Origin of the sequence: Leifsonia sp. 71-9 (assembly GCF_001898805.1) — a bacterium.
GTDB lineage: Bacteria > Actinomycetota > Actinomycetes > Actinomycetales > Microbacteriaceae > Leifsonia.
In genome coordinates this window covers 19,932-42,396 of sequence record NZ_MKVJ01000014.1, presented here as the reverse complement: position 1 = coordinate 42,396, position 22,465 = coordinate 19,932, and the positions used below count along the sequence as shown (strand labels likewise).

General features: G+C 71.3%; 20 protein-coding genes and 1 tRNA gene. 12 read left to right on the top strand and 9 right to left on the bottom strand.

The window, feature by feature from the left end; genetic code table 11:
* The 7 genes from lgt to BGO91_RS07380 form a co-directional block, all read left to right on the top strand.
* Window positions 1-765, top strand: a 765-nt coding sequence (gene lgt / locus BGO91_RS07410; protein WP_290472154.1) for a prolipoprotein diacylglyceryl transferase, incomplete at its 5' end; no start/stop codon positions are given.
* Window positions 766-947: 182 nt separating this feature from the next.
* The gene (gene gltB / locus BGO91_RS07405; protein ID WP_290472153.1) at window positions 948-5,525 is read left to right on the top strand and encodes a glutamate synthase large subunit; all 4,578 of its coding nucleotides are present in this window, start codon (window positions 948-950) and stop codon (window positions 5,523-5,525) included.
* On the top strand, window positions 5,518-6,975 hold the full coding sequence (locus BGO91_RS07400) for a glutamate synthase subunit beta (protein ID WP_290472152.1): 1,458 nt from the start codon (window positions 5,518-5,520) through the stop codon (window positions 6,973-6,975). Before gltB ends, BGO91_RS07400 begins: the two co-directional genes overlap by 8 nt.
* A 72-nt stretch (window positions 6,976-7,047) precedes the next feature.
* Window positions 7,048-8,463 (top strand): pyruvate kinase, encoded by a 1,416-nt coding sequence (gene pyk, locus BGO91_RS07395; RefSeq protein ID WP_290472151.1) that lies wholly within the window; start codon window positions 7,048-7,050, stop codon window positions 8,461-8,463.
* A 115-nt stretch (window positions 8,464-8,578) separates the two neighbouring features.
* The gene (locus tag BGO91_RS07390; protein ID WP_290472150.1) at window positions 8,579-9,649 is read left to right on the top strand and encodes a DUF2092 domain-containing protein; all 1,071 of its coding nucleotides are present in this window, start codon (window positions 8,579-8,581) and stop codon (window positions 9,647-9,649) included.
* Window positions 9,646-10,584, top strand: a complete 939-nt coding sequence (locus BGO91_RS07385; RefSeq protein WP_290472149.1) for an ABC transporter ATP-binding protein — start codon at window positions 9,646-9,648, stop codon at window positions 10,582-10,584. The genes BGO91_RS07390 and BGO91_RS07385 overlap by 4 nt, the downstream gene beginning before the upstream one ends.
* A complete protein-coding gene (locus BGO91_RS07380; protein WP_290472148.1) occupies window positions 10,571-11,440 on the top strand; it encodes an ABC transporter permease in 870 nt (289 codons plus the stop codon). Before BGO91_RS07385 ends, BGO91_RS07380 begins: the two co-directional genes overlap by 14 nt.
* Before the next feature lie 13 nt (window positions 11,441-11,453).
* Here BGO91_RS07380 and BGO91_RS07375 read toward each other — a convergent pair whose 3' ends face one another.
* From BGO91_RS07375 to BGO91_RS07365, 3 genes are read right to left on the bottom strand one after another with little or no spacing between them, the layout of a single operon-like run.
* Entirely contained in the window at window positions 11,454-12,338 is an 885-nt protein-coding gene (locus BGO91_RS07375; protein ID WP_290472147.1) for an EamA family transporter, read from the bottom strand.
* Entirely contained in the window at window positions 12,335-12,919 is a 585-nt protein-coding gene (locus BGO91_RS07370) for a GNAT family N-acetyltransferase (RefSeq protein WP_290472146.1), read from the bottom strand. Before BGO91_RS07370 ends, BGO91_RS07375 begins: the two co-directional genes overlap by 4 nt.
* A 10-nt stretch (window positions 12,920-12,929) precedes the next feature.
* The gene (locus tag BGO91_RS07365; RefSeq protein WP_290472145.1) at window positions 12,930-13,766 is read right to left on the bottom strand and encodes an alpha/beta hydrolase; all 837 of its coding nucleotides are present in this window, start codon (window positions 13,764-13,766) and stop codon (window positions 12,930-12,932) included.
* A 63-nt stretch (window positions 13,767-13,829) separates the two neighbouring features.
* Here BGO91_RS07365 and BGO91_RS07360 point away from each other — a divergent pair, with 63 nt between their 5' ends.
* Window positions 13,830-16,274, top strand: a complete 2,445-nt coding sequence (locus BGO91_RS07360) for a phosphoketolase (protein ID WP_290472144.1) — start codon at window positions 13,830-13,832, stop codon at window positions 16,272-16,274.
* A gap of 6 nt (window positions 16,275-16,280) precedes the next feature.
* On the opposite strand, the gene BGO91_RS07355 is transcribed toward BGO91_RS07360, so the two are convergent.
* Window positions 16,281-17,057: an SGNH/GDSL hydrolase family protein gene (locus BGO91_RS07355; RefSeq protein WP_290472143.1), complete on the bottom strand. Its 777-nt coding sequence runs from the start codon at window positions 17,055-17,057 to the stop codon at window positions 16,281-16,283.
* A gap of 60 nt (window positions 17,058-17,117) precedes the next feature.
* Between BGO91_RS07355 and BGO91_RS07350 the strand changes: the two genes are divergently transcribed.
* On the top strand, window positions 17,118-17,570 hold the full coding sequence (locus BGO91_RS07350) for a VOC family protein (RefSeq protein WP_290472142.1): 453 nt from the start codon (window positions 17,118-17,120) through the stop codon (window positions 17,568-17,570).
* A 17-nt stretch (window positions 17,571-17,587) separates the two neighbouring features.
* Here BGO91_RS07350 and BGO91_RS07345 read toward each other — a convergent pair whose 3' ends face one another.
* Window positions 17,588-18,529, bottom strand: a complete 942-nt coding sequence (locus BGO91_RS07345) for a hypothetical protein (RefSeq protein WP_290472141.1) — start codon at window positions 18,527-18,529, stop codon at window positions 17,588-17,590.
* A 127-nt stretch (window positions 18,530-18,656) separates the two neighbouring features.
* Between BGO91_RS07345 and BGO91_RS07340 the strand changes: the two genes are divergently transcribed.
* The gene (locus BGO91_RS07340) at window positions 18,657-19,025 is read left to right on the top strand and encodes a GNAT family N-acetyltransferase (RefSeq protein WP_290472140.1); all 369 of its coding nucleotides are present in this window, start codon (window positions 18,657-18,659) and stop codon (window positions 19,023-19,025) included.
* On the opposite strand, the gene BGO91_RS07335 is transcribed toward BGO91_RS07340, so the two are convergent.
* Both BGO91_RS07335 and BGO91_RS07330 read right to left on the bottom strand, forming a co-directional pair.
* Window positions 18,996-19,493: a GNAT family N-acetyltransferase gene (locus BGO91_RS07335; RefSeq protein ID WP_290472139.1), complete on the bottom strand. Its 498-nt coding sequence runs from the start codon at window positions 19,491-19,493 to the stop codon at window positions 18,996-18,998. The two genes, BGO91_RS07340 and BGO91_RS07335, sit on opposite strands and share 30 nt — an antisense overlap.
* Before the next feature lie 29 nt (window positions 19,494-19,522).
* Window positions 19,523-20,596, bottom strand: coding sequence for an LLM class flavin-dependent oxidoreductase (locus BGO91_RS07330; protein WP_290472138.1), 1,074 nt, complete (start codon window positions 20,594-20,596; stop codon window positions 19,523-19,525).
* On the opposite strand from BGO91_RS07330, the gene BGO91_RS07325 reads away from it, so the two are divergent.
* Entirely contained in the window at window positions 20,595-21,404 is an 810-nt protein-coding gene (locus BGO91_RS07325; RefSeq protein ID WP_290472137.1) for a hydrolase, read from the top strand. The two genes, BGO91_RS07330 and BGO91_RS07325, sit on opposite strands and share 2 nt — an antisense overlap.
* 10 nt (window positions 21,405-21,414) lie before the next feature.
* On the opposite strand, the gene BGO91_RS07320 is transcribed toward BGO91_RS07325, so the two are convergent.
* Complete coding sequence (locus BGO91_RS07320; protein WP_290472136.1) at window positions 21,415-21,741, bottom strand: thioredoxin domain-containing protein; 327 nt, start codon at window positions 21,739-21,741, stop codon at window positions 21,415-21,417.
* A 68-nt stretch (window positions 21,742-21,809) separates the two neighbouring features.
* Between BGO91_RS07320 and BGO91_RS07315 the strand changes: the two genes are divergently transcribed.
* Window positions 21,810-22,310: an FBP domain-containing protein gene (locus BGO91_RS07315; protein WP_290472135.1), complete on the top strand. Its 501-nt coding sequence runs from the start codon at window positions 21,810-21,812 to the stop codon at window positions 22,308-22,310.
* A 43-nt stretch (window positions 22,311-22,353) separates the two neighbouring features.
* Here the strand turns inward: BGO91_RS07315 and BGO91_RS07310 are convergent.
* Window positions 22,354-22,436 (bottom strand) — tRNA-Leu (locus tag BGO91_RS07310).
* Between the last annotated feature and the right edge of the window lie 29 nt (window positions 22,437-22,465).

The window sequence follows — 22,465 nt, the reverse complement described above, 5'->3', positions numbered from 1 at the left end:
GCCCGCCTCTACCACGTGTTCACCCACCCGGGCGACTACTTCTACGCGGGTGCCAACCCGTGGAACGTCTTCGCGATCTGGGAGGGCGGCAACGCCATCTTCGGCTCGCTGATCGGCGGTGCCGTCGGTGTGCTGATCGCCGCGCGCATCACCGGCGTGCGGTTCTGGTCGTTCGCCGACGCCCTCGCCCCGGCCCTGCTGCTCGCCCAGGCGATCGGCCGCCTCGGCAACTACGTCAACCAGGAGCTGTTCGGCCTGCCGACCAACCTGCCGTGGGGCCTCCAGATCGACGCCGGCAACAAGGCGATCCCGGTGGGGCTGCCCGACGGCACGCTCTTCCAGCCGCTGTTCCTCTACGAGATCATCTGGAACGTCATCGGCGTCGTCGTGATCCTCTTCCTGGAGCGCAAGTTCCAGCTGCGCTGGGGCAAGACCCTCGCCGTCTACCTCATCTGGTACGGCCTCGGCCGCTCCTACCTGGAGTCGATCCGCATCGACCCGAGCGAGTTCAACATCCTGGGCATCCCGACCAATGTGTGGGCGGCGTTCCTGGCCGTCATCCTCGGCATCGTGATCTTCGTGGTGCAGACCCGCCGCCACCCCGGACTCGAGCCGAGCGTGTACCGCCCGGGTCGTGAATGGGTGCGACCCGATGCTGAGGTAGACTCTGACGACACGGACTCGGATGACGAGGTCCCCGACGAGGACGACGGGGTACCCGCCGGATCCTCAGGAGCCAAGGCCACAAGCCCAACGAACGGTTGAACCCCGTCGGCTCGAACCACCCGCAACGTCTGTCGAGGCAATCCCGAAAGCATCACCGACCGCACCGAGTCACCAGGCCGCACACAGCCCGGTGAGCGCGGCGGATCCACCTCCTCCCCAGGGCCGATGGCGTCCCCGCACTTACATCCCCACATCCACGACACTGTGAGGACGGTCGAAAGATGGCGTTCACGCCTCCCCGAACCCGGTTCAGCACCCTCCCTGCGAAGCAAGGTCTCTACGACCCCGCCGACGAGAAGGACGCCTGTGGCCTCGCCATGGTGGCGACCCTGCGCGGCACCGCCGGGCACGACATCATCGACGCCGCGCTGCAGGCGCTGCGCAACCTCGAGCACCGCGGCGCGGTCGGCTCCGACGCCGGCACCGGCGACGGCGCGGGCATCATCACGCAGGTGCCCGACGTCTTCCTGCGCGCCGTCTCCGGCGTGGAGCTGCCGGCCGCCGGTCGGTACGCGGTCGGCAACGCCTTCCTCCCCACGGCGGAGGGCGAGCGCGCGGCCGTCAAGGCGGCCGTCGAGACCATTGCGGCCGAGCAGGACCTGACCGTCCTCGGCTGGCGCGAGGTGCCGGTGCGCCCGGACGAGCTCGGAACGCTCGCCCGCGACGCGATGCCGGTCATCGAGCAGCTCTACGTGTCGAGCACCCGCACGGACGAGAACGGCGCCCCGCTCGCGGGGATCGCGCTCGACCGCCTGACGTTCTTCCTGCGCAAGCGGGCCGAGCGCGAGCTGGACCTCTACTTCTCGTCGCTGTCGAGCCGCACCCTGGTCTACAAGGGCATGGTCACGACGCTGCAGCTGGAGCCGTTCTACCCGGACCTCTCCGACCAGCGCTTCGCCTCCAAGCTCGCGCTGGTGCACTCGCGCTACTCCACGAACACGTTCCCCTCCTGGCCGCTCGCGCAGCCGTTCCGGATGATCGCGCACAACGGCGAGATCAATACGGTGCAGGGCAACCGCAACTGGATGCGCGCCCGCCAGTCGCAGCTCGAGAGCGAGCTGCTCGGCGACCTGTCGCCCGTCTTCCCGATCGTCACGCCGGGCGCGAGCGACTCCGCCTCGTTCGACGAGGTCGTGGAGCTCATCTCGCTCACCGGGCGTTCGCTCCCGCACGCGGTGATGATGATGGTGCCGGAGGCCTGGGAGAACCAGACCGAGATCGACCCGGTCCGCCGCGACTTCTACGAGTACCACTCGATGCTCATGGAGCCGTGGGACGGCCCGGCCGCGATCGTCTTCACCGACGGCTCGGTCGTCGGCGCGACCCTGGACCGCAACGGCCTGCGCCCCGGCCGGTACGTCGTCACGAACGACGGCCTCGTGGTGCTCGCCTCGGAGATCGGCGTGCTCGACATCGAGCCGAGCCGCGTCGTGCGCAAGGGCCGTCTGCGCCCGGGCCGTATGTTCCTGGTCGACACCGTCGCCGGGCGCCTGATCGAGGACGACGAGATCAAGTCGGAGCTCGCCGCGGGCGCGCCCTACGGCGAGTGGCTCGACGAGGGCCGCATCAACCTCAAGGATCTGCCCGAGCGCGAGCACATCGTGCACACCCCGGCCTCCATCACGCGCCGCCAGCGCACCTTCGGCTATACCGAGGAGGAGGTCCGCATCCTCCTGAAGCCGATGGCGACCACGGGTGCGGAGCCGCTCGGCGCGATGGGATCGGACACGCCGGTCGCCGTGCTCTCGGAGCGGCCGCGCCTGCTGTTCGACTACTTCACGCAGCAGTTCGCGCAGGTGACGAACCCGCCGCTGGACTCGATCCGCGAAGAGGTCGTCACCTCCCTGAAGCTGGGCCTCGGTCCGGAGCGCAACCTGCTCTCGGCCGGCCCCGAGCACGCCCGCCAGGTCGTCCTCGACTTCCCGGTGATCGACAACGACGAGCTCGCCAAGATCCAGCACATGGATCCGGCGCCCGGCAGCCGCCTGACCACGACGATCCGCGGCCTGTACCGCTTCGACGCGGGGACGGACGCCATGGAGCGCCGGCTCGCCGAGATGTGCGACGAGGTCGACGAGGCGATCGAGGCCGGCGCGCAGTTCATCGTGCTCAGCGACCGCGACTCCAACAAGGACCTCGCGCCCATCCCGTCGCTGCTGATGCTGGCGGCCGTGCACCACCACCTGATCCGGGCTGAGAACCGCATGAAGGTCGGTCTGATCGTGGAGGCGGGCGACGTCCGCGAGGTGCACCACGTCGCGCTCCTGATCGGCTACGGCGCATCCGCGATCAACCCGTACCTGGCGATGGAGACCTGCGAGGAGCTCGTCCGCTCCGGCTTCATCCCGGGCGTGACGCCCGAGAAGGCGGTCAAGAACGTGATCAAGGCGCTCGGCAAGGGCGTCCTGAAGATCATGTCGAAGATGGGCATCTCGACCGTGTCGTCGTACGCGGCGGCGCAGGCGTTCGAGGCCGTCGGCCTCAGCCAGGCCTTCGTCGACCGCTACTTCACCGGCACGACGAGCAAGCTCGGCGGCGTGGGCATCGAGGTCATCGCGGCCGAGAACCTCTCGCGCCACGAGAGCGCCTACCCGGCCGAGAGCGCCATCGTCGCGCACGAGCGCCTGGCGACCGGCGGCGAGTACCAGTGGCGCCGCGACGGAGCCCCGCACCTCTTCAACCCGGAGACGGTCTTCCGCCTCCAGCACTCGACGCGAACGCGCCGATACGACGTCTTCCGCGAGTACACGAAGCTCGTCGACGACCAGGCCGAGTCGCTCATGACGCTGCGCGGGATGTTCGCCCTCAAGACGGGCGAGCGCACCCCGGTGCCGCTCGACGAGGTCGAGTCGGTCGAGTCGATCGTGAAGCGGTTCTCCACGGGTGCGATGAGCTACGGCTCCATCTCGAAGGAGGCGCACGAGACCCTCGCGATCGCCATGAACCGGCTCGGCGCCAAGTCGAACACCGGTGAGGGCGGCGAGGACCTCGACCGGCTGCTCGACCCGGAGCGCCGCAGCGCGATCAAGCAGGTCGCGTCGGGCCGCTTCGGCGTCACGAGCATGTACCTCACGCACGCCGACGACATCCAGATCAAGCTCGCGCAGGGCGCCAAGCCCGGCGAGGGCGGTCAGCTGCCGCCGACCAAGGTCTACCCCTGGGTGGCCCGCACCCGGCACGCGACGGCCGGCGTCGGCCTCATCTCGCCGCCGCCGCACCACGACATCTACTCGATCGAGGACCTCAAGCAGCTCATCTTCGACCTGAAGCGGGCGAACCCGGGCGCACGCGTCCACGTGAAGCTCGTCTCGGAGTCGGGCATCGGCGCGGTCGCCGCCGGCACCGCGAAGGCCCTCGCCGACGTCATCCTGGTCTCCGGCCACGACGGCGGCACCGGCGCCTCCCCGGTCAACTCGCTCAAGCACGCGGGCACCCCGTGGGAGCTCGGCCTGGCCGAGACGCAGCAGACGCTGATGCTCAACGGGATGCGCGACCGCGTGGTCGTGCAGGTCGACGGCCAGCTCAAGACCGGCCGCGACGTGATCGTCGGCGCCCTGCTCGGCGCCGAGGAGTTCGGCTTCGCGACGGCGCCGCTGGTGGTCTCCGGCTGCATCATGATGCGCGTCTGCCACCTCGACACCTGCCCGGTCGGCGTCGCCACGCAGAACCCCGAGCTGCGCTCGCGCTTCTCGGGCAAGCCCGAGTTCGTCGTGAACTTCTTCGAGTTCATCGCCCAGGAGGTGCGCGAGTACCTCGCCGAGCTCGGCTTCCGCAGCCTGGACGAGGCCATCGGCCACGCCGAGCTGCTCGACGTCGACCGCGCCGTGAAGCACTGGAAGGCGTCCGGCATGGACCTGTCGCCGATCCTGAACGGCCCGGAGTTCCCGGACACCGCGCCGCGCAAGAACGGCCGCGCCCAGGACCACGAGCTCGAGCTGCACTTCGACAACCAGCTGATCGAGGCCTCCCGCGACGTGCTCGCGAACGGCGGCACCCTCGAGCTGTCCCTGCCGATCCGCAACACGGAGCGCGCGGTCGGCACCATGCTCGGCCACGCCGTCACCGTCGCACGCGGCGAGAACGGCCTCCCGAACGGCTCGATCGACATCACCCTCACGGGCTCCGCCGGCCAGTCGCTCGGCGCGTTCCTCCCGAGCGGCATCACGCTGCGGCTGGAGGGCGACTCGAACGACTACGTCGGCAAGGGCCTCTCCGGCGGTCAGATCGTCGTGCGCCCGCCGAAGGAGGCCGTGTTCGCGGCCGAGCGCAACGTGATCGCGGGCAACGTGATCGGCTACGGCGCGACGCAGGGCAGCATGTTCATCCGCGGCATCGTGGGCGAGCGCTTCCTGGTCCGCAACTCCGGGGCGACCGCGGTCGTCGAAGGGGTCGGCGACCACGCGCTCGAGTACATGACCGGTGGGCTCGCCGTCATTCTCGGCGGAACGGGGCGCAATCTCGGCGCTGGCATGTCGGGCGGCACCGCCTACGTGTACGAGCTCAAGGAGGACCGCGTCAACCGCGACTCGCTCGCCACCGGTGAGCTGGAGCTGCTGCCGCTCGGCAGCGCCGACGTGGAGATCGTGCGCGACCTGCTCGAGAAGCACCGGGCGGAGACGGGATCGGCGCTGGCCGAGCGCCTCCTCGCCGACTTCGACACGACGGTCGCGAAGTTCGTCAAGGTGCTGCCGCGCGACTACGCGGCCGTGCTGCAGATGCGTCAGGAAGCCGTCGACGAGGGCCTCGACCCCGACGGCGACATTGTGTGGAACCGAATCTTGGAGGTGACTGGTGGCTGATCCTAAGGGCTTTTTGAAGACCACGGAGCGGGAGCTCCCGAAGCGACGCCCGGTCTCCGTGCGCCTCATGGACTGGAAAGAGGTCTACGAGGCCGGCGATCCGGCGCAGCTGCGCCGGCAGGCGGGCCGCTGCATGGACTGCGGCGTGCCGTTCTGCCACCAGGGCTGCCCGCTCGGCAACCTCATCCCGGAGTGGAACGACCTGATGTGGCGCGGGGAGGGTCGCCAGGCCATCGAGCGCCTGCACGCGACCAACAACTTCCCGGAGTTCACCGGCCGCCTCTGCCCGGCCCCCTGCGAGTCCTCGTGCGTGCTCGGCATCAACCAGCCGGCCGTCACGATCAAGCAGGTCGAGGTCTCGATCATCGACCAGGCGTGGCAGAACGGCTGGGTGCAGCCGCACCCGCCGGAGCGCCTCACCGGCAAGACGGTCGCGGTCGTCGGCTCGGGCCCGGCCGGTCTGGCCGCCGCCCAGCAGCTCACCCGCGCCGGCCACACGGTCGCCGTGTACGAACGCGACGACCGCATCGGCGGTCTGCTGCGCTACGGCATCCCGGACTTCAAGATGGAGAAGAAGCACCTCGAGGCGCGTCTGAACCAGATGATGGCCGAGGGCACCCGCTTCCGCGCCGGCGTCAACATCGGCGTGGACATCACCTGGGACGACCTGCGTGCGCGCTACGACGCCGTCGTGGTCGCGACCGGTGCGATGGTGCCGCGCGACCTCCCGATCCCGGGCCGTGACCTGGCGGGGGTGCACTACGCGATGGAGTACCTCGTCCAGCAGAACAAGGCCGGCGCCGGCGACGACGTCTCCGGCCAGATCACGGCGGACGGCAAGCACGTCGTCGTCCTCGGCGGCGGCGACACCGGTGCGGACTGCATCGGCACGGCGCACCGTCAGGGCGCAGCGAGCGTGACGAACCTCGCGATCGGCGTCCAGCCGCCCGCGGAGCGTCCGGACCACCAGCCGTGGCCGACCACCCCCACCCTCTTCGAGATCCAGTCGGCGCACGAGGAGGGCGGCCAGCGCGAGTACCTCGCGTCGACCGTCGAGTTCCTCGCGAACGAGTTCGGCGAGGTCCGCGCGCTGCGCGTGGCCGAGACCGAGTACCTCGACGGCCGCCGCGTGCCGAAGGCCGGGACCGAGCGCGAGATCCCCGCGGACCTCGTGCTCCTCGCCCTCGGTTTCACGGGCCCGGAGCAGGACGACCTCTCCGCGCAGCTCAACCTCCCGTTCGACCAGCGCGGCAACGTGCAGCGCGACGGGCAGTACCAGACCAGCGAGCCGGGCGTCTTCGTCGCGGGCGACGCCGGGCGCGGCCAGTCGCTCATCGTCTGGGCGATCGCTGAGGGCCGGGCGGCGGCAGCCGCCGTCGACCGGTATCTTGAAGGAGAGACGCAGCTGCCGTCTCCGGTCCGTCCGACCGACCGGGGCATCCTCGTCTGAGGTGACCCGACCAGGGCATCACCACGAACCGCGCGCCGTCAGGGGCGCACGAACAACGGAGCGAACGAAAGCATGAGAAGGGCGAAAATCGTCTCGACCCTCGGGCCGGCGACGTCCAGCTACGACAACATCCGCGCGATCATCGACGCGGGTGTTGACGTGGCCAGGATGAATCTGAGCCACGGCAGCTACGAGGTCCACGAAGGGGTCTACGCCAACGTGCGCAAGGCCGCCGCGGACGCGGGCAAGCCGGTCGCGGTCCTGGTGGACCTGCAGGGACCGAAGATCCGCCTCGGCAAGTTCGAGGCCGGTCCCTACGAGCTCGCCGAGGGCGACATCTTCAAGATCACCACCGAGGACATCATCGGCACCAAGGAGATCTCCTCGACCACGTTCAAGGGCCTGCCCCAGGACGTCAAGCCGGGCGACTTCCTGCTGATCGACGACGGCAAGGTCCGCGTCAAGGTCCTCGAGACCGACGGCACCGTCGTGACCACCGAGGTCATCGTCGCCGGTCCGGTCTCCAACAACAAGGGCATCAACCTCCCGGGCGTCGCGGTCAACGTGCCGGCGCTCTCGGACAAGGACGAGGCCGATCTGCGCTGGGGCCTCAAGCTCGGCGCCGACATCATCGCGCTGTCGTTCGTGCGCAACGCCAGCGACATCCAGCGCGTGCACGAGATCATGGCCGAGGAGGGGCGCCGCGTCCCCGTCGTCGCCAAGATCGAGAAGCCGCAGGCCGTCGAGGCGCTCGAGGAGATCATCGAGGCGTTCGACGCCATCATGGTCGCCCGCGGCGACCTGGGCGTCGAGCTGCCGCTCGAGGCGGTCCCGATCGTGCAGAAGCGCGCCGTCGAGCTCGCCCGCCGCGCCGCGAAGCCGGTCATCGTCGCCACGCAGATGCTCGAGTCGATGATCTCCAGCCCGGTCCCGACCCGCGCGGAGACCTCCGACGTCGCCAACGCCGTCCTCGACGGCGCGGACGCGGTCATGCTCTCGGGCGAAACCAGCGTCGGCGAGTATCCGACGGTCACGGTGCAGACCATGGCCCGCATCGTGACCTCCACGGAGGAGCACGGTCTCGACCGCATCGCCCCGCTCGGCACGCGTCCCCGCACCCAGTCGGGCGCGATCACGCTGGCGGCCGTGGAGGTCGCGGACTTCGTCGAGGCGAAGTACCTCTGCGTGTTCACCGAGTCGGGCGAGTCGGCGCGTCGCATGGCGCGCCTGCGTAACAAGATCCCGATCCTGGCCTTCACGCCGGAGGAGTCGACCCGTCGCAAGATGTCGCTCTACTGGGGCGTCGAGTCCTTCGTGGTCGACCGCGTCACCCACACCGACCAGATGGTCGCCCAGGTGGACGAGGCGCTCAAGTCGACCGGCCGTGCCGTGAACGGCGACAAGGTCATCATCATCTCGGGTTCCCCTCCCGGAATCCCCGGCACCACCAACGACATCCGCGTCCACCGCGTCGGCGACGTGATCTAGGTCCGGATGGAGGTAGGCCCCGCGTCGATCGGACGCGGGGCCTTCCGCGTGCCCGGGGCGTTTTTCCCGGTGAGCTCGCAGGGTGGTTCGGAGGGCCGGAGCGTATCCTGACGGTATGAAGCACCGATGGATCCGCTGGGTTCCCGCGGTCGTCGTGCCCGCGGCGATCGCCGCCGGTGCGATCGTCGTCCCGCTCGCCGCCGGGGCCGCCGACCTCCCCGTGAAGACCCCGGAGGATGTCGTCCGGCTCGTCGCCGCGAGCGACACGAAGACGTTCTCGGGAACCGTCGAGCAGAGCTCGGAGCTCGGACTGCCGGACGTCTCCGGACTGTCGGGCGGCGGCTCCGCGAGCTCGTCGTCCTCCGACGAGCAGAGCGAGCTCGAACTCCTGACCGGCGATCACACGGCCAAGGTCTACGTCGACGGCGCGACCAAGCAGCGCGTCCAGGTCCTGGACCAGCTGGCGGAGCGCGACGCGGTGCGTGACGGCTCCGAGGTGTGGCTGTACGACTCGAAGGGGCAGAGCGCCACGCATGTCACCCTCCCGGCCCGCAGCGAGTCCGGCGGCGGCGCCGCCACGCCGACCCCGCTCGCCACGACGCCGCAGGCGCTGGCCGAGAAGCTGATCGCCGCCGCGGATCCGACCACGAAGGTCACCCTCGCGGCGGCGTCGAGCGTCGCCGGACGCGATGCGTACACCCTCGTGCTCACCCCGCGCACCGACGCGACCCTGGTCGGGTCCGTGCGGATCGCGGTGGACGGAGCGACGGGCATCCCGCTGCAGGTGCAGGTCTTCGCGCGCGGTGCCTCGGCGCCGGCGTTCGAGGCCGGCTTCACCACCTTCAGCACGGACCGGCCGGACGCGAGCGTGTTCGCCTTCACCCCGCCGAAGGGCGCGAAGGTCACGGAGCAGACCCTGCCCGAGCGCTCGGCACAGAAGGGCGCGCCCGCCGGCGACCACCCGAAGCCGCAGGTGACCGGCGAGGGCTGGGCGAGCATCGTCACTCTCCCGGCCGGCTCCGCTCCCGCCTCCCTCACGAGCGACCCGCTGTTCGCGCAGCTGACCACGAGTGTGGATGGCGGACGCGCGCTGAGCACGTCGCTGGTCTCCGTCTTCGTCACGTCCGACGGGCGCGTGCTCGCCGGTGCCGTCCCCGTCTCGGCACTGCAGGCCGCCGCGCAGTGAGCGATGCCGCCGCGATCGCGACGAGCGGCCTGACGAAGCGCTTCCGGTCGCGCGCGGTGGTCGACGGGCTCGACCTGGAGGTGCCGCGCGGCTCCGTCTTCGGCTTCCTCGGCCCCAACGGCTCCGGCAAGACGACCACCATCCGGATGCTGCTGGGCCTCGTCGCGCCGTCGGCCGGGGAAGCGCGCGTGCTGGGGGAGCGGATGCCCGACCGTGGCGCGAGCGTGCTGCCCCGGGTGGGCGCACTGGTCGAGGGGCCCGCATTCGCCCCCTACCTGTCCGGGACGGCCAACCTGGTGCGCCGGGACACCGCCGACCGGTACGCGCCCGGAGAGACCCGCACACGCCGCGTGGAGGCCGCTCTGGAGCGGGTGGGGCTGAGCCATGCCGCGGCCAAGCACGTCCGGGCGTACTCGCTCGGCATGAAGCAGCGGCTCGGCATCGCGGGCGCTCTGCTGACCGATCGGGAGCTGCTCGTGCTGGACGAGCCCACGAACGGCCTGGACCCGCAGGGGACGCGCGAGGTGCGCAACCTCGTCCGGTCGCTCGCCGCCGGCGGGACGACCGTCTTCGTCTCGAGCCATCTGCTCGCCGAGATCGAGCAGATGTGCACGCACGCCGCGATCATGCGTGCCGGCCGGCTGGTCGCGCAGGGCTCGCTGGACGAGTTGCGCGGCGGGTCCGGCCCGCGCCTGGTGGTGGAGACCCCGGATGCGTCCCTCGCCGTGGCGGTGCTGGCCGGGCTCGGGCTCGGGGCCGAGCACACGGCCGACGGGGTCGAGGCGCCGCTCTCGCCGGGAGCACCGCAGCCGGAGGAGCTGACGGCCGCGCTCGTGCGCGGCGATGTGCGGGTGCGCGGTCTCGCCGTGCGGTCGTCGAGCCTGGAGGAGCGGTTCGTGGAGCTGACCGGGGAGGGCTTCGATGTCGAGCAGTGACGCCCCTCCCGTGGCCGCCGCGCTGACCGTCCGCCGGTCCCGTGCCTCGGCCGGCTGGGCGCTCCTGGGCTCGGAGCTGGCGGTGCTGTTCCGCCGCCTCCGCACCTGGGCGATGCTCGCCGCGCTGGCGGCCGTGCCGGTGCTCATCGCGGTCGCCGTGCGGATCACGGGCGGATCGAGCCGGGGCCCGGGGTTCCTCAGCCAGATCACCGACAACGGGCTGTTCGTCGCGTTCACGGCCCTGGTCGTGTGCATGCCGCTCTTCCTCCCGCTGACGATCGGCGTCGTGGCGGGGGACACGATCGCGGGGGAGGCGAGCCACGGCACCCTGCGCTATCTGGTCATCGCGCCGGCCGGTCGCCTGCGGCTGCTGGCGGTGAAGTACGCGGGGGCGGCGGCGTTCAGCATCGCCGGCGCTCTCGTCGTGGCGCTCGCGGGCGCGGGGGTCGGTGCGGTGCTCTTCCCGATCGGTCCGGTGACCCTGCTGTCGGGGACGACGGTCGGCGTCGGGGAGGCCCTGCTGCGCCTGCTGCTGATCGCCGCGTTCGTGGTGGTCTCGCTGCTCGGCCTCTGCGCGATCGGGCTGTTCCTGTCGACGCTGACCGACGTCCCGGTCGGCGCCATGGCGGCGACCGCGGTGCTGGCGGTCGTCTCGCAGGTGCTCGACCAGCTGCCGCAGCTGTCGGCGCTGCACCCGTGGCTGTTCTCGCACTACTGGCTCGGCTTCGGCGACCTGCTGCGCGACCCGATCTCGTGGGACGCCTTCGGTCAGAACGCGCTCCTGCAGCTCGGCTACGTCGCCGTGTTCGGGGCGCTGGCGATCGGCCGCTTCACGTCGAAGGACGTCCTGTCCTAGCGCTGCCCGCCGGTCACGGGATGGACTCGGCCGCCGCCTCCAGCTCGGAGCGCGGTCGTTCGCGCTGCGTGGCGATGGCGGCACCCGCGGCGACGCACACGATCACGATGCCCACCAGCTGGACGATCGTGAACGACTCGCGCAGCACGAGCACGCCGAACACGGTCGCGACGACCGGGCCGAAGCTCGTGATGATCGCGTAGAGACGCGGCGAGATGCGCCGCAGGATGAACGTGTCGAGACTGTACGGGAGCGCCGACGACAGCACGCCCAGAGCGAGCAGGAGTCCGAGCACGCCCCAGTCGAGGCGGGCATAGTCGATGACCACGAGGGCGATCGGCACCGTGAGCACGGTGGCGACCACGCTGGCCACGCTGAGCCCCTCCAGTCCCGGCAGACGTGTCGCGACGCGCCGGGTCAGGAGGATGTACGCCGCCCAGGCCGCCGCGGCGGTCAGCGCCAGCACGACGCCGACCGGGTCGAGCGCGCCTTCGGTGATGGTGAGCAGAAGGACGCCGGCCGCGGCCGCCACCGCGCAGAGCCCGTCGAGCACCCGTCGCGAGCCCAGGAGCGCGAGCGCGAACGGGCCGAGGAACTCGATGGTCGCGGCGATGCCCAGCCCCAGCCTCCCGACGGCCTCGTAGAAGCTCAGGTTCATCGCGGCCAGCACGACGCCGAGAGCGAGCGCGGGCCAGAGCCGTCGCCACGTGAGCTCGGCGCGGCGCGGCCGGTAGAACGGGAGCACCGCGATCGCGGTGACCAGCTGGCGCGCGGCGACGACGACGATCGATCCGACGACCGGGATGAGGAGCCCGGCGATCGACGAGCCGAAGTTGATGCTGACCTCCGTCGCGACCTGGGTGCCGGCGCCGATGGCGCGATCGCGTCGGGAGTTCACTCCGTCGAGCTTAGCCCGCGCCGCATGATCGCCCGGGTCGCGGACGGGCGCCGCACCACCTCGAACCCCGCGTCGCGGAACAACGACACCGTGCCGTGGTACCGCTCCGCGGCGGAGAGCGACGGGCGCTGCTCGGGGTCGACGGGGTACCCCTCCAGCACCGTCGCGCCGCGATCGCGCGCGTGGGAGACGGCTCCCGCGAGCAGCACGCGGGCGATGCCGCGCCGGCGGTACTCCGGCCGGACCACGAAGCAGGTGACGGCCCACGGGTCGGCCGGGTCGTCGTCGCGGCGGCGCGTGATCGGCGAGCGGCCCAGGGCCGGGTAGGTCGAGTACGGTTCGACCGCCGCCCAGCCGACCGGCTCGCCGTCGAGGGCGGCCAGCACCCCGGGCGAGCCCTGTTCGACCTGGTCGCGGAGCAGCGCGGCCCTGTCGTCGCGGGTTCCGCCCTCCCACGCCGAGCGCGGGAGTTTGAACCACTGGCACCAGCACCCGCTGGGATCGCCGACCGTGCCGAAGACGGTCCTGATGTCGTCCCACGCGTCCGCGTCGACCGACCGGATGACCACGTCGTCCACCATGGGCTCGACGCTACCGCGCGTGCAGCGCTCCCGCCAGGAGGCTCGGGTGCTCGACGTGCGCGAAGTGCCCGGTCGCCGGCACGGTGATCGAGCGCAGCTGCGGGATGATCCGTGCCAGAGGCGCGTCGTCGGAGGCGGGGGAGAACAGGTCGTGGTCGCCGTGGACCGAGATCACCGGGCAGCGCACCAGACGCCAGCGCTCCGCGGCCGGGTACACGCGCGCGCAGGCGACCGCCCGCACGAACGCGGACGGGCGGAGGTCGCGCGCGAGATCGCTGACCGCCTCGGGGACGTGGCGGCCGAAGAGCGGGGCCGTGAGGAGGCCGAGGAGGCGCATCCGGTCGAGCGCCGCCACGAAGCGGGTGGCGAGACCCGGCCCGAGCGCCATCAGCACCCGCATGGCCACCACGAGCCCCATGAGCGGCGCGTAGCGGAGCAGGAGCTGGGGGAGGCCCATCCGGTCGCCGCGCCCGCCGAAGGTCGTGCCGGAGACGAGGACGACCGATTCCGTGGCCTCCGGCTCCTGCGCGGCGAGCTCCAGCGCCACGAAACCGCCCAGCGAGTGCCCGACGAGCCGCCACCGGTCGTAGCCGAGGGCCCGGACCGTCGCGACGACCGCCGCGGCCAGGCTGGCGGCATCCAGGTGCGACGCGTCGGCGGGGGAGTCGCCCCAGCCGGGGAGGTCGGGCACCACGAGATCGGAGACGTCCCCACCGCTCTCGGCGGCGGCGATGGCGGCGTTCCACGTCGTCCACGATCCGGCGGCGCCGTGCAGGAGCACGGTCGCGGTGCGGCTGTGCCGTTCCGTGTGCCGGACCGCGACCGGTCCGCACCGGGTGTTCACCATCGTCGTCTCCATGCCTGTTGTTCGGAGCGGTGCCCCCGTAGGCTTGCCGCGAGGGGAGACACCGTGAACGCATCCGCTGCATCCATCGACCGTCTCGAGCCGAGCGAGGAGACCCTGGACCGATTGGATGCGTGGTGGCGTGCCGCCAACTACCTCTCGGTCGGGCAGATCTACCTGCTGGACAACCCGCTGCTGCGGGAGCCGCTCTCGCGCGACCACATCAAGCCGCGGCTGCTGGGCCACTGGGGCACGACGCCCGGGCTCAACTTCGTCTACGCGCACCTCAACCGCGCGATCCGCGAGCGCGACCTCGACACGATCTTCATCGCGGGCCCCGGCCACGGCGGTCCGGGCGTGGTCGCCAGCGCCTACCTCGACGGCACGTACAGCGAGGTCTACAGCGCCATCGACCAGAGCGTGGACGGGATGCGCCGGTTGTTCCGGCAGTTCTCGTTCCCGGGCGGCATCCCCAGCCACGCGGCCCCGGAGACGCCGGGCTCCATCCACGAGGGCGGCGAGCTGGGGTACTCGCTCTCGCACGCGTACGGCGCGGCCTTCGACAACCCGGAGCTGCTCGTCGCGGCGGTCGTCGGGGACGGGGAGGCCGAGACCGGCCCGCTCGCCACGGCCTGGCACTCGAACAAGTTCCTCGACCCGGTGACCGACGGCGTCGTGCTGCCGATCCTGCACCTCAACGGGTACAAGATCGCCAACCCGACGGTGCTCGCGCGCATCCCCGAGTCCGAGCTGATGGACCTCATGCGCGGCTACGGCTACACGCCGCACCTGGTCTCTGGCGGCTTCGACGGGGAGGACCCGCGCGAGGTCCACAAGCGCATGGCGGTCGAGCTCGACGTCATCCTGGACGAGATCGCCGAGATCAAGCGCGCGGCCCTCGCGGGCGAGCTGGACGGGCGCCCCGCCTGGCCGATGCTCGTGCTGCGCACGCCGAAGGGCTGGACGTGTCCCGCCGTGATCGACGGCCATCCCGCCGAGAACAACTGGCGCTCCCACCAGGTGCCGCTCGCCGACGCGCGCGACACCGAGGCGCACACCCGGCTGCTGGAGAGCTGGCTCGCGTCCTACCGCCCGGAGGAGCTGTTCGACGAGTCGGGCGCCCCTGTCGCGCTCGTGACGGCCCTCGCGCCCGAGGGGGACCGCCGGATGAGCGCGAACCCCGTCGCCAACGGCGGCCTGCTCCGCAAGGATCTGCGGCTTCCCGACTTCCGCGACTACGCCGTCGACGTGCCGCGCCCCGGCGGTTCCGTGGCGGAGGCGACCCGGGTGCTCGGCGAATGGTTCCGGGATGTCATGCGCGCGAACCCGGAGGACTTCCGGCTCTTCGGCCCGGACGAGACGGCCTCCAACCGCCTGCAGGCCGTGTACGAGGTCACCGGCAAGCAGTGGAACGCCGAGTACTGGCCGATCGACGAGGACAACCACCTCGTCCCGAGCGGCCGCGTGATGGAGATGCTGAGCGAGCACCAGTGCCAGGGCTGGCTGGAGGGCTATCTGCTCAGCGGGCGGCACGGGGTGATCACGTCGTACGAGGCGTTCATCCACATCGTCGACTCGATGTTCAACCAGCACGCCAAGTGGCTCAAGTCGTCGCGCGCCATCGCGTGGCGGCGCCCGGTGGCCTCCCTCAACTACCTGCTGAGCTCGCACGTGTGGCGGCAGGACCACAACGGCGCCTCCCACCAGGACCCCGGCTTCATCGACCACGTCGTCAACAAGAAGGCGGACGTCGTGCGCGTCTACCTGCCGTTCGACGCGAACACGCTGCTGTCGACGTACGACCACTGCCTGCGCTCGACCGACTACGTGAACGTCGTGGTCGCCGGCAAGCAGCCCGCGCCGAACTGGCTGACCATGGACCAGGCGATCGCCCACTGCACGCGCGGCATCGGCGTCTTCGACTGGGCGGGCACGGAGGTCGACGGCGAGGAGCCGGACGTCGTGCTCGGCTGCGCCGGCGACATCCCGACACTGGAGGTGCTCGCCGCGGCGGACATCCTGCGCCACCGCCTCCCGTCGCTCAAGGTGCGCGTGGTGAACGTCGTCGACCTGATGCGCCTGCAGAGCGAGGGCGAGCACCCGCACGGGCTCAACGACCGCGAGTACGACGCGCTCTTCACGACCGACAAGCCGGTGATCTTCGCGTACCACGGCTACCCGTGGCTCATCCACCGCCTGACCTACCGTCGCGAGGGCCACAGCAACCTCCACGTGCGCGGCTACAAGGAGGAGGGCACCACCACCACGCCGTTCGACATGGTCATGCTCAACGACCTCGACCGGTACCACCTCGTCATCGACGTCCTCGACCGCGTGCCGGGGCTCGCCGCACGGGAGACGGTCTTCCGCCAGGAGATGCAGGACGCCCGCCTCGCCGCCCGCCAGTACACGCGCGAGCACGGCGAGGACATCCCCGTGGTCGCCGAGTGGACGTGGGGCGGAGAGACGACGGGCGTGCGGCTCGACACGACCGGCGGGGACAACGACTGAGGGCGGCTACAGCGGCTGCGCCGACGCCGGGTCGACGACGGTCAGTTCGGCGATCTTCGCCTGCCGGCCGTCGCCGGAGGAGCGGCCGGTGAGCCGGCGTCCGATCCACGGGAGCACGAACCGGCGGTAGTACTCGGCGGTGCGGCGGCTGCGCTCGCCGCCGGGGGAAGCCGCGACCTCCTCGACGCCCCACTCCTCGGGCACCGGGACGTCGAACGCGGTCAGCACGTTGCTCGCGACGCGGGCATGGCCGAGGGCGTTGAGGTGGAGGCGGTCCTCCGACCAGTAGCGGATGTCCTCCAGGCCCTCGTCGGCCCAGTTGTCCACGAAGGTGATGCCGTCGCGGGGGAGCATGGCGCGCACCTCCCGGGCGAGCTCGTTTCCGCGCTTGCGGACCAGGCCGCCGAGCGGGAGGTGGGCGGAGGGGTTCGCGCCGCTGAGGAGCAGCATGTGGCTGCCGGACGCGGTGACGCGATCGGCGGCGTCCACCAGGATGCGCGCGACATCCCGGATGGCGACCCGTGGACGCATGATGTCGTTGCCGCCGCCGTTGAGGCTCACGAGCTGGGGATGCTGGGCGATCGCGGGGTCGATCTGCTCGGCGACGATCGGGCCGAGCTTGCGGCCGCGGATCGCGAGATTTGCGTATCGGACGGGTTCGGGCGACGCCGCCGCGAGACCGAGGGCGACGAAGTCGGCCCAGCCGCGCACCCGGCCGTCGGGGAGGTCGTCGCCGACGCCCTCGGTGAAGCTGTCCCCGATCGCGATGTAGGAGGTGAACACACCGCTACGCTACCCGCCGCGCGTAGCATGGGCGGCACGCGACGCGAAGGAGCCCGCACCATGCAGAAGGTCACCACATTCCTCTGGTACGACGACGGGGCGGAGGAGGCCGCGGCACTGTACGTGTCGCTGCTGCCCGACTCCCGCATCCTCTCGGTGAACCGGGCGGCCGGCGTGACGCTCGTGCGCTTCGTCCTCGCCGGGACCGAGTACCAGTCCATGAATGCCGGGCCGCAGTTCCCCTTCACCGAGGCGGCGTCGATCATGGTGCTCTGCGACGACCAGGCCGAGGTCGACCGGCTCTGGGACGCGCTGATCGCCGACGGCGGTGAGCCCAGCCAGTGCGGCTGGCTCAAGGACCGGTGGGGGCTGAGCTGGCAGATCGTGCCCGCGCGCCTGCTCGAGCTGCAGAACGATCCCGACCCGGAGCGCGCCCGCCGCGCCAACGAGGCGATGCTGCGGATGGCGAAGATCGACATCGCCGCCCTGGAGGCCGCGGCCGACGCCTCCTGAGCAGGGGTCGGATCCTGCTACTGGGCGATCAGCTTCTGCCAGCTGAGCAGGTGCTCGACCGTGACGCCGCCGTAGCCCGGAAGCTTCGAGAAGGTCGAGCGCACGATCGCGGTCTCCGACTCGAGCAGGCTCGCGCTGTCGTCGCCGAACGTGGCGCTCGGCCCGCCGGCGACCTCGGGGGTGTCGGTCTCGACGCCGACGCTGAACGGGACCGCGGCGGCGCTCGCCGCACGGGCGGCGGGGCCGGCGAGCGCCAGGATGCCGTCGTCGCCGCGCGCGTGGTCGACGAAGGCGACGATCGCCACCGAGTCGAGGTGGGGGAGCAGGGCGTCGAAGAGGGTGCCGCCGGCGGGGCTCTGCTTGGCGGCCAGCCACCACGGGAGGTCGGCGCCGACGGGGACCGGCCCCGCGACAGCGGTGGCCGCGTCGTACAGCGCGCCGAGCTTGTCGGCGATGCCCGGGAGCTCGCTCTCCTCCGCGCCGACCCACGGCTCCACGTCGAACTGGATCGCGTCGAACGGGGCCGCAGCGAGCGCCGAGCGCGTCCAGGTGGCGGCGAGGTCGGGCTGGTCCGCCCACGCCGGGTCGCCGCCCAGGGCCGCCACGGTCTTCACCCCGGCCTTGTGCAGGGCGGTGATGGCGGCCTTCAGCCAGCTCGAGAACGGACCCTCGTCGGCCGCCCACGGCACCGAGAGGTAGACCGTCTTGAGCTTGTGCGCGCTCGCGAACGCGGCGAGCGCTTTCGGGGCGAACTCCGGGTCGCCTTCGCCGCGCGCGTCGACGGCCGGGTCGATGGGGTTGCCCCACGCCCACATCCCCGTGATCGCGGAGGAGGAGGTCGTGGTCTTCGGTGCGAGGTCGGCGGCCGCGGCGGGGGTGGCGGTCATGATCAGCGATCCTCCCAGCGCGAGCGCGACGGCGCCGCCGAGAAGAGAGGATCGGAGTCGCTCGATACGCATGGCACACCCTTCGCACGGAACACTGATGCGCTGCAGATTCGGGTGTGCAGCGATGCAATCATTTCAGTATTCGTGGGACGTGCACACCCTCTCTTCGGGGTACATCTGGCCGGGGTACAGTTCCGGGATGAGCAGTTCCGCCTCCGAGACCGACGGCGGCCTCGCCTTCGATACCGCAGCCCTGCCGGAGACGCCCGATCTGGGTGTCGCGACCTGCTGGTCCGCCGGCTCGCTGGTCGGGCTGGCGCGTGTCGTCGGTGACGGCGTGACCATCGCGTACCTCCAGGATGTGCTCGTGCACCCGCGCTTCCAGCGCCGCGGGATCGGGCGGCGCTTGGTCGAGCTGGTCTTCGCGGCCCTCGACGACGTCCGGCAGCACGTCCTGCTCACGGACGCCGAGCCGGGACAGCGCGCGTTCTACGAATCGCTCGGCTTCACCGAGGCGCACGACGTGCGTCCGGAGCCGCTACGGTCGTTCGTCCGGTTCCAGGGATGACCGCGAGCCCCGCCCGGCGAGCGCCAGGTGGAGGATCGGGTACGGCCGTCCGTCGCCGTCGAGGTCGCTGCGCCCGACCTGCTCGAACCCTCTGCTGAGGTAGAACCCGCGGGCACCGGCGTTCTGCTCGTTCACATCCACCCGCGTCACGTCGTGCTCGGACGTGGCCACATCGAGCAGGGCCGTGCCGATCCCGTGTCCGCGCGCGTCGTCCGAGACGAACAGCATCTCGAGTCCGCCCTCGGCGACGCCGGCGAATCCCACCGGCCGCCCGTCGCGTTCAGCGACGATGAGGGACACCGCGGGGAAGTAGGTCGAGGCGAGGCCGTCCTCGATCCTGCGGAAGTCCTCCTCCTGGAGGAAGTCGTGCGTGGCGCGGACGGCGCTGCGCCAGATCGCGATCAGTTCCGGGTACTCCGCGGGGCCGTGGCCCGGCCTGATCGTCGGTCCGGGGTCGATGTCGCGCATCGTCTCAGTCTTCCATCGCGAGCGGAACGCTACCGCCAGCCGAGGGCCGGCGCGATCTGCGTCACGACGGTCTCGAGCAGGTGCGCGTTGTAGTCGACGCCGAGCTGGTTCGGGACGGTGAGCAGGAGGGTGTCGGCCGCCTCCACCGCCGCGTCCGTGCGCAGCTCCTCGATGAGGGCCTCGGGCTCGCCGACGTAGCTCTTGCCGAAGCGGGCGATCCCGCCGTCGAGGTGGCCGACCTGGTCGCGGCGGTCCGCCTGGGCGGAGGCGCCGAAGTAGCGGCGGTCGAGGTCGGTCGTGATCGGCATGATGCTGCGGCTGACCGAGACGCGCGGTTCGCGCTCCCAGCCGGCGGCGGTCCAGGCGTCGCGGAAGAGCTGGATCTGCTCGGCCTGGAGGTCGGAGAACGCCGCGCCGGTGTCCTCGGTGAGCAGGGTGGAGCTCATCAGGTTCATGCCCTGCTCCGCGGCCCAGACCGCCGTCGCACGCGAGCCGGCGCCCCACCAGATGCGGTCGCCGAGGCCGGGGGACTGGGGTTCGATGGCGAGTGCCCCGGTGCGGCCGGTCATCTGCGGGTTGGCCTGGGCGATGCCCGCGCCCGCGATCGCGGCGCGGAAGAGCTCCGTGTGGCGGCGGGCCAGGTCGGCGTCGGACTCCTCGTCGTCGGGGTAGTACCCGAACGACTCGTAGCCGCGCAGGGCGGTCTCGGGTGACCCGCGGCTCACGCCGAGCTGCAGCCTCCCCTCGCTGATGAGGTCGGCCGCCGCGGCGTCCTCCGCCATGTAGAGCGGGTGCTCGTAGCGCATGTCGATCACGCCGGTGCCGATCTCGATGCGGCTGGTGCGGGCGCCGATGGCGGCCAGGAGGGGGAACGGCGAGGCCAGCTGCGGCGCGAAGTGGTGCACGCGGAAGAACGCGCCGTCGGCTCCCAGCTCCTCCGCCGCGACGGCGAGGTCGATGCTCTGCCGCAGGGCGTCGCCCGCGGTGCGCACGACCGAGCCGGGCACCTCCTGGTAGTGGCCGAACGAGAGGAATCCGATCTTCTTCACACCGGTGTGCAAGGCGTGGCGGGCCGGCGGTATTCCGGCTACAGTCCGCGGCATGGCCGATTGGTTGTGCGCCGCGTGCGCCGTGGAACAGCCCGAGGGGGAGGCGCCGCCCGCCTCCTGCCCCATCTGCGAGGACGAGCGGCAGTACGTCCCTCCCGGCGGCCAGCGCTGGACGAGCCTGCAGCAGCTGCAGCGTGCGGGCGAGCACGTGGTCGTCACCGAGCTCGAACCCGGCCTCTACGGTCTGCGCAGCGAACCGCAGGTGGGGATCGGCCAGCAGGCGCTCCTCCTGTGCACCCCGGACGGCAACCTGCTGTGGGATCCGACGGGGTACGTCGACGAGGCGGCCGCCGCGGCGGTGCAGGATCTGGGCGGCGCCGCCGTGATCGCCACCAGCCACCCGCACATGTTCGGCGCCCAGACCACGTGGTCCCGGATGCTGGGCGACGTCCCGGTGCTCGTCAACGACGCGGATCGGCACTGGGTGCAGCGGGAGTCGCCCCGCATCGAGACCTGGAGCGGCGAGCGCGAGGTCCTCCCCGGCGTGCTGCTGCGGACGATCGGCGGCCATTTCCCCGGCAGCGCCGTCGTGCACTGGGATCGTGGCGTCGTGCTCAGCGGCGACACGGTCTTCCCGGGGCCCTCGCAGCGCTGGGTCACCTTCCAGCGCAGCTTCCCCAACGACATCCCCCTGTCGGCCGCGGTGGTCCGCCGCGTGGCGGACACGGTGTGCGACCGGCCCTTCGACCGGATGTACGGCAACCTGGGCAACCGCATCCCGGAGGACGCGCGGGAGGCCGTGCTGCGCTCCGCGGAACGCTACATCGGCTGGGTGAGCGGGGCGTACGACCATCTCACCTGACCAGGAGGTCTCAGCCCAGATACGGGGCCAGCGCCATGTCCATCGCGGGCTTGGGCTTCGCCCCCACGATCGTGCCGACCGGCTCACCGTCGCGGAACACCTTCATGAACGGCAGCGCGAGCGCGTGGTACTCGGCCGCGGTGCGCGGGTTGTCGTCGGCGTTGATCTTCACGATCCTCACGGCCCCCTCGCGCTCGCGCGCGACCTGCGCGAGCACGGGGGTGAGGGCGCGGCACGGTCCGCACCACTCGGCCCAGAACTCGACGAGGGTGATGCCGGGCGCCGCGAGGACCTCGTCGGCGAAGGAGGCGTCGGTGACGCTGTCGATGATTGTCATGTCCGCACGCTAAGCCCTGCCCCCGGCGGCAAGGTCAACCTGTGCGAGCATGGAACGCGGAGGTGGACATGGAGAGCCTGACCGAAGAGCAGATCCGCGAGTCGTTCGTCAACATCACGCGCAGCGAGGCCGACGGCATGCCCCTGCCGCCCGGGATGCACGAGATCGACTGGTCGCGGCGGGAGTACCTCGGCTGGCGCGACCCGCGCCTCCCGCAGCGCGGCTACGTCGTCATCCCCACCGACGATGGACCGGTCGGCATCCTCCTGCGCGCGTCCGAGGCGTCGATGCGCTCGCACACGCCGTCGATGTGCGGGTGGTGCCAGGACATCCACTACCCCCGCGACGTCTACTTCTGGTCCGCACGCCGTGCCGGCCAGGCGGGACGCAACGGCGACACCGTCGGCACCCACGTCTGCGGCGAGTTCGAGTGCAGCGTCAACGTGCGCCGCACCCCGCCGCCGCAGTTCATCGGCTTCGACCAGGAGGCCGTGATCGCCGACCGCATCGCCGGCCTCGCCGAGCGCGCGCGCCGATTCGCAGCGACCGTGGTGGGCGCCCGCATCTGAGGTCCGCCGGCCTCCCGGCCGACCGTCGCCAGGTTTTTCGTCGTGCCGCTGGTGGGACTCGAACCCACACGCCCTTTCGGACAAAGCATTTTGAGTGCTCCGCGTCTGCCATTCCGCCACAGCGGCGCACAACAACACCTGAACAATACCGTAGG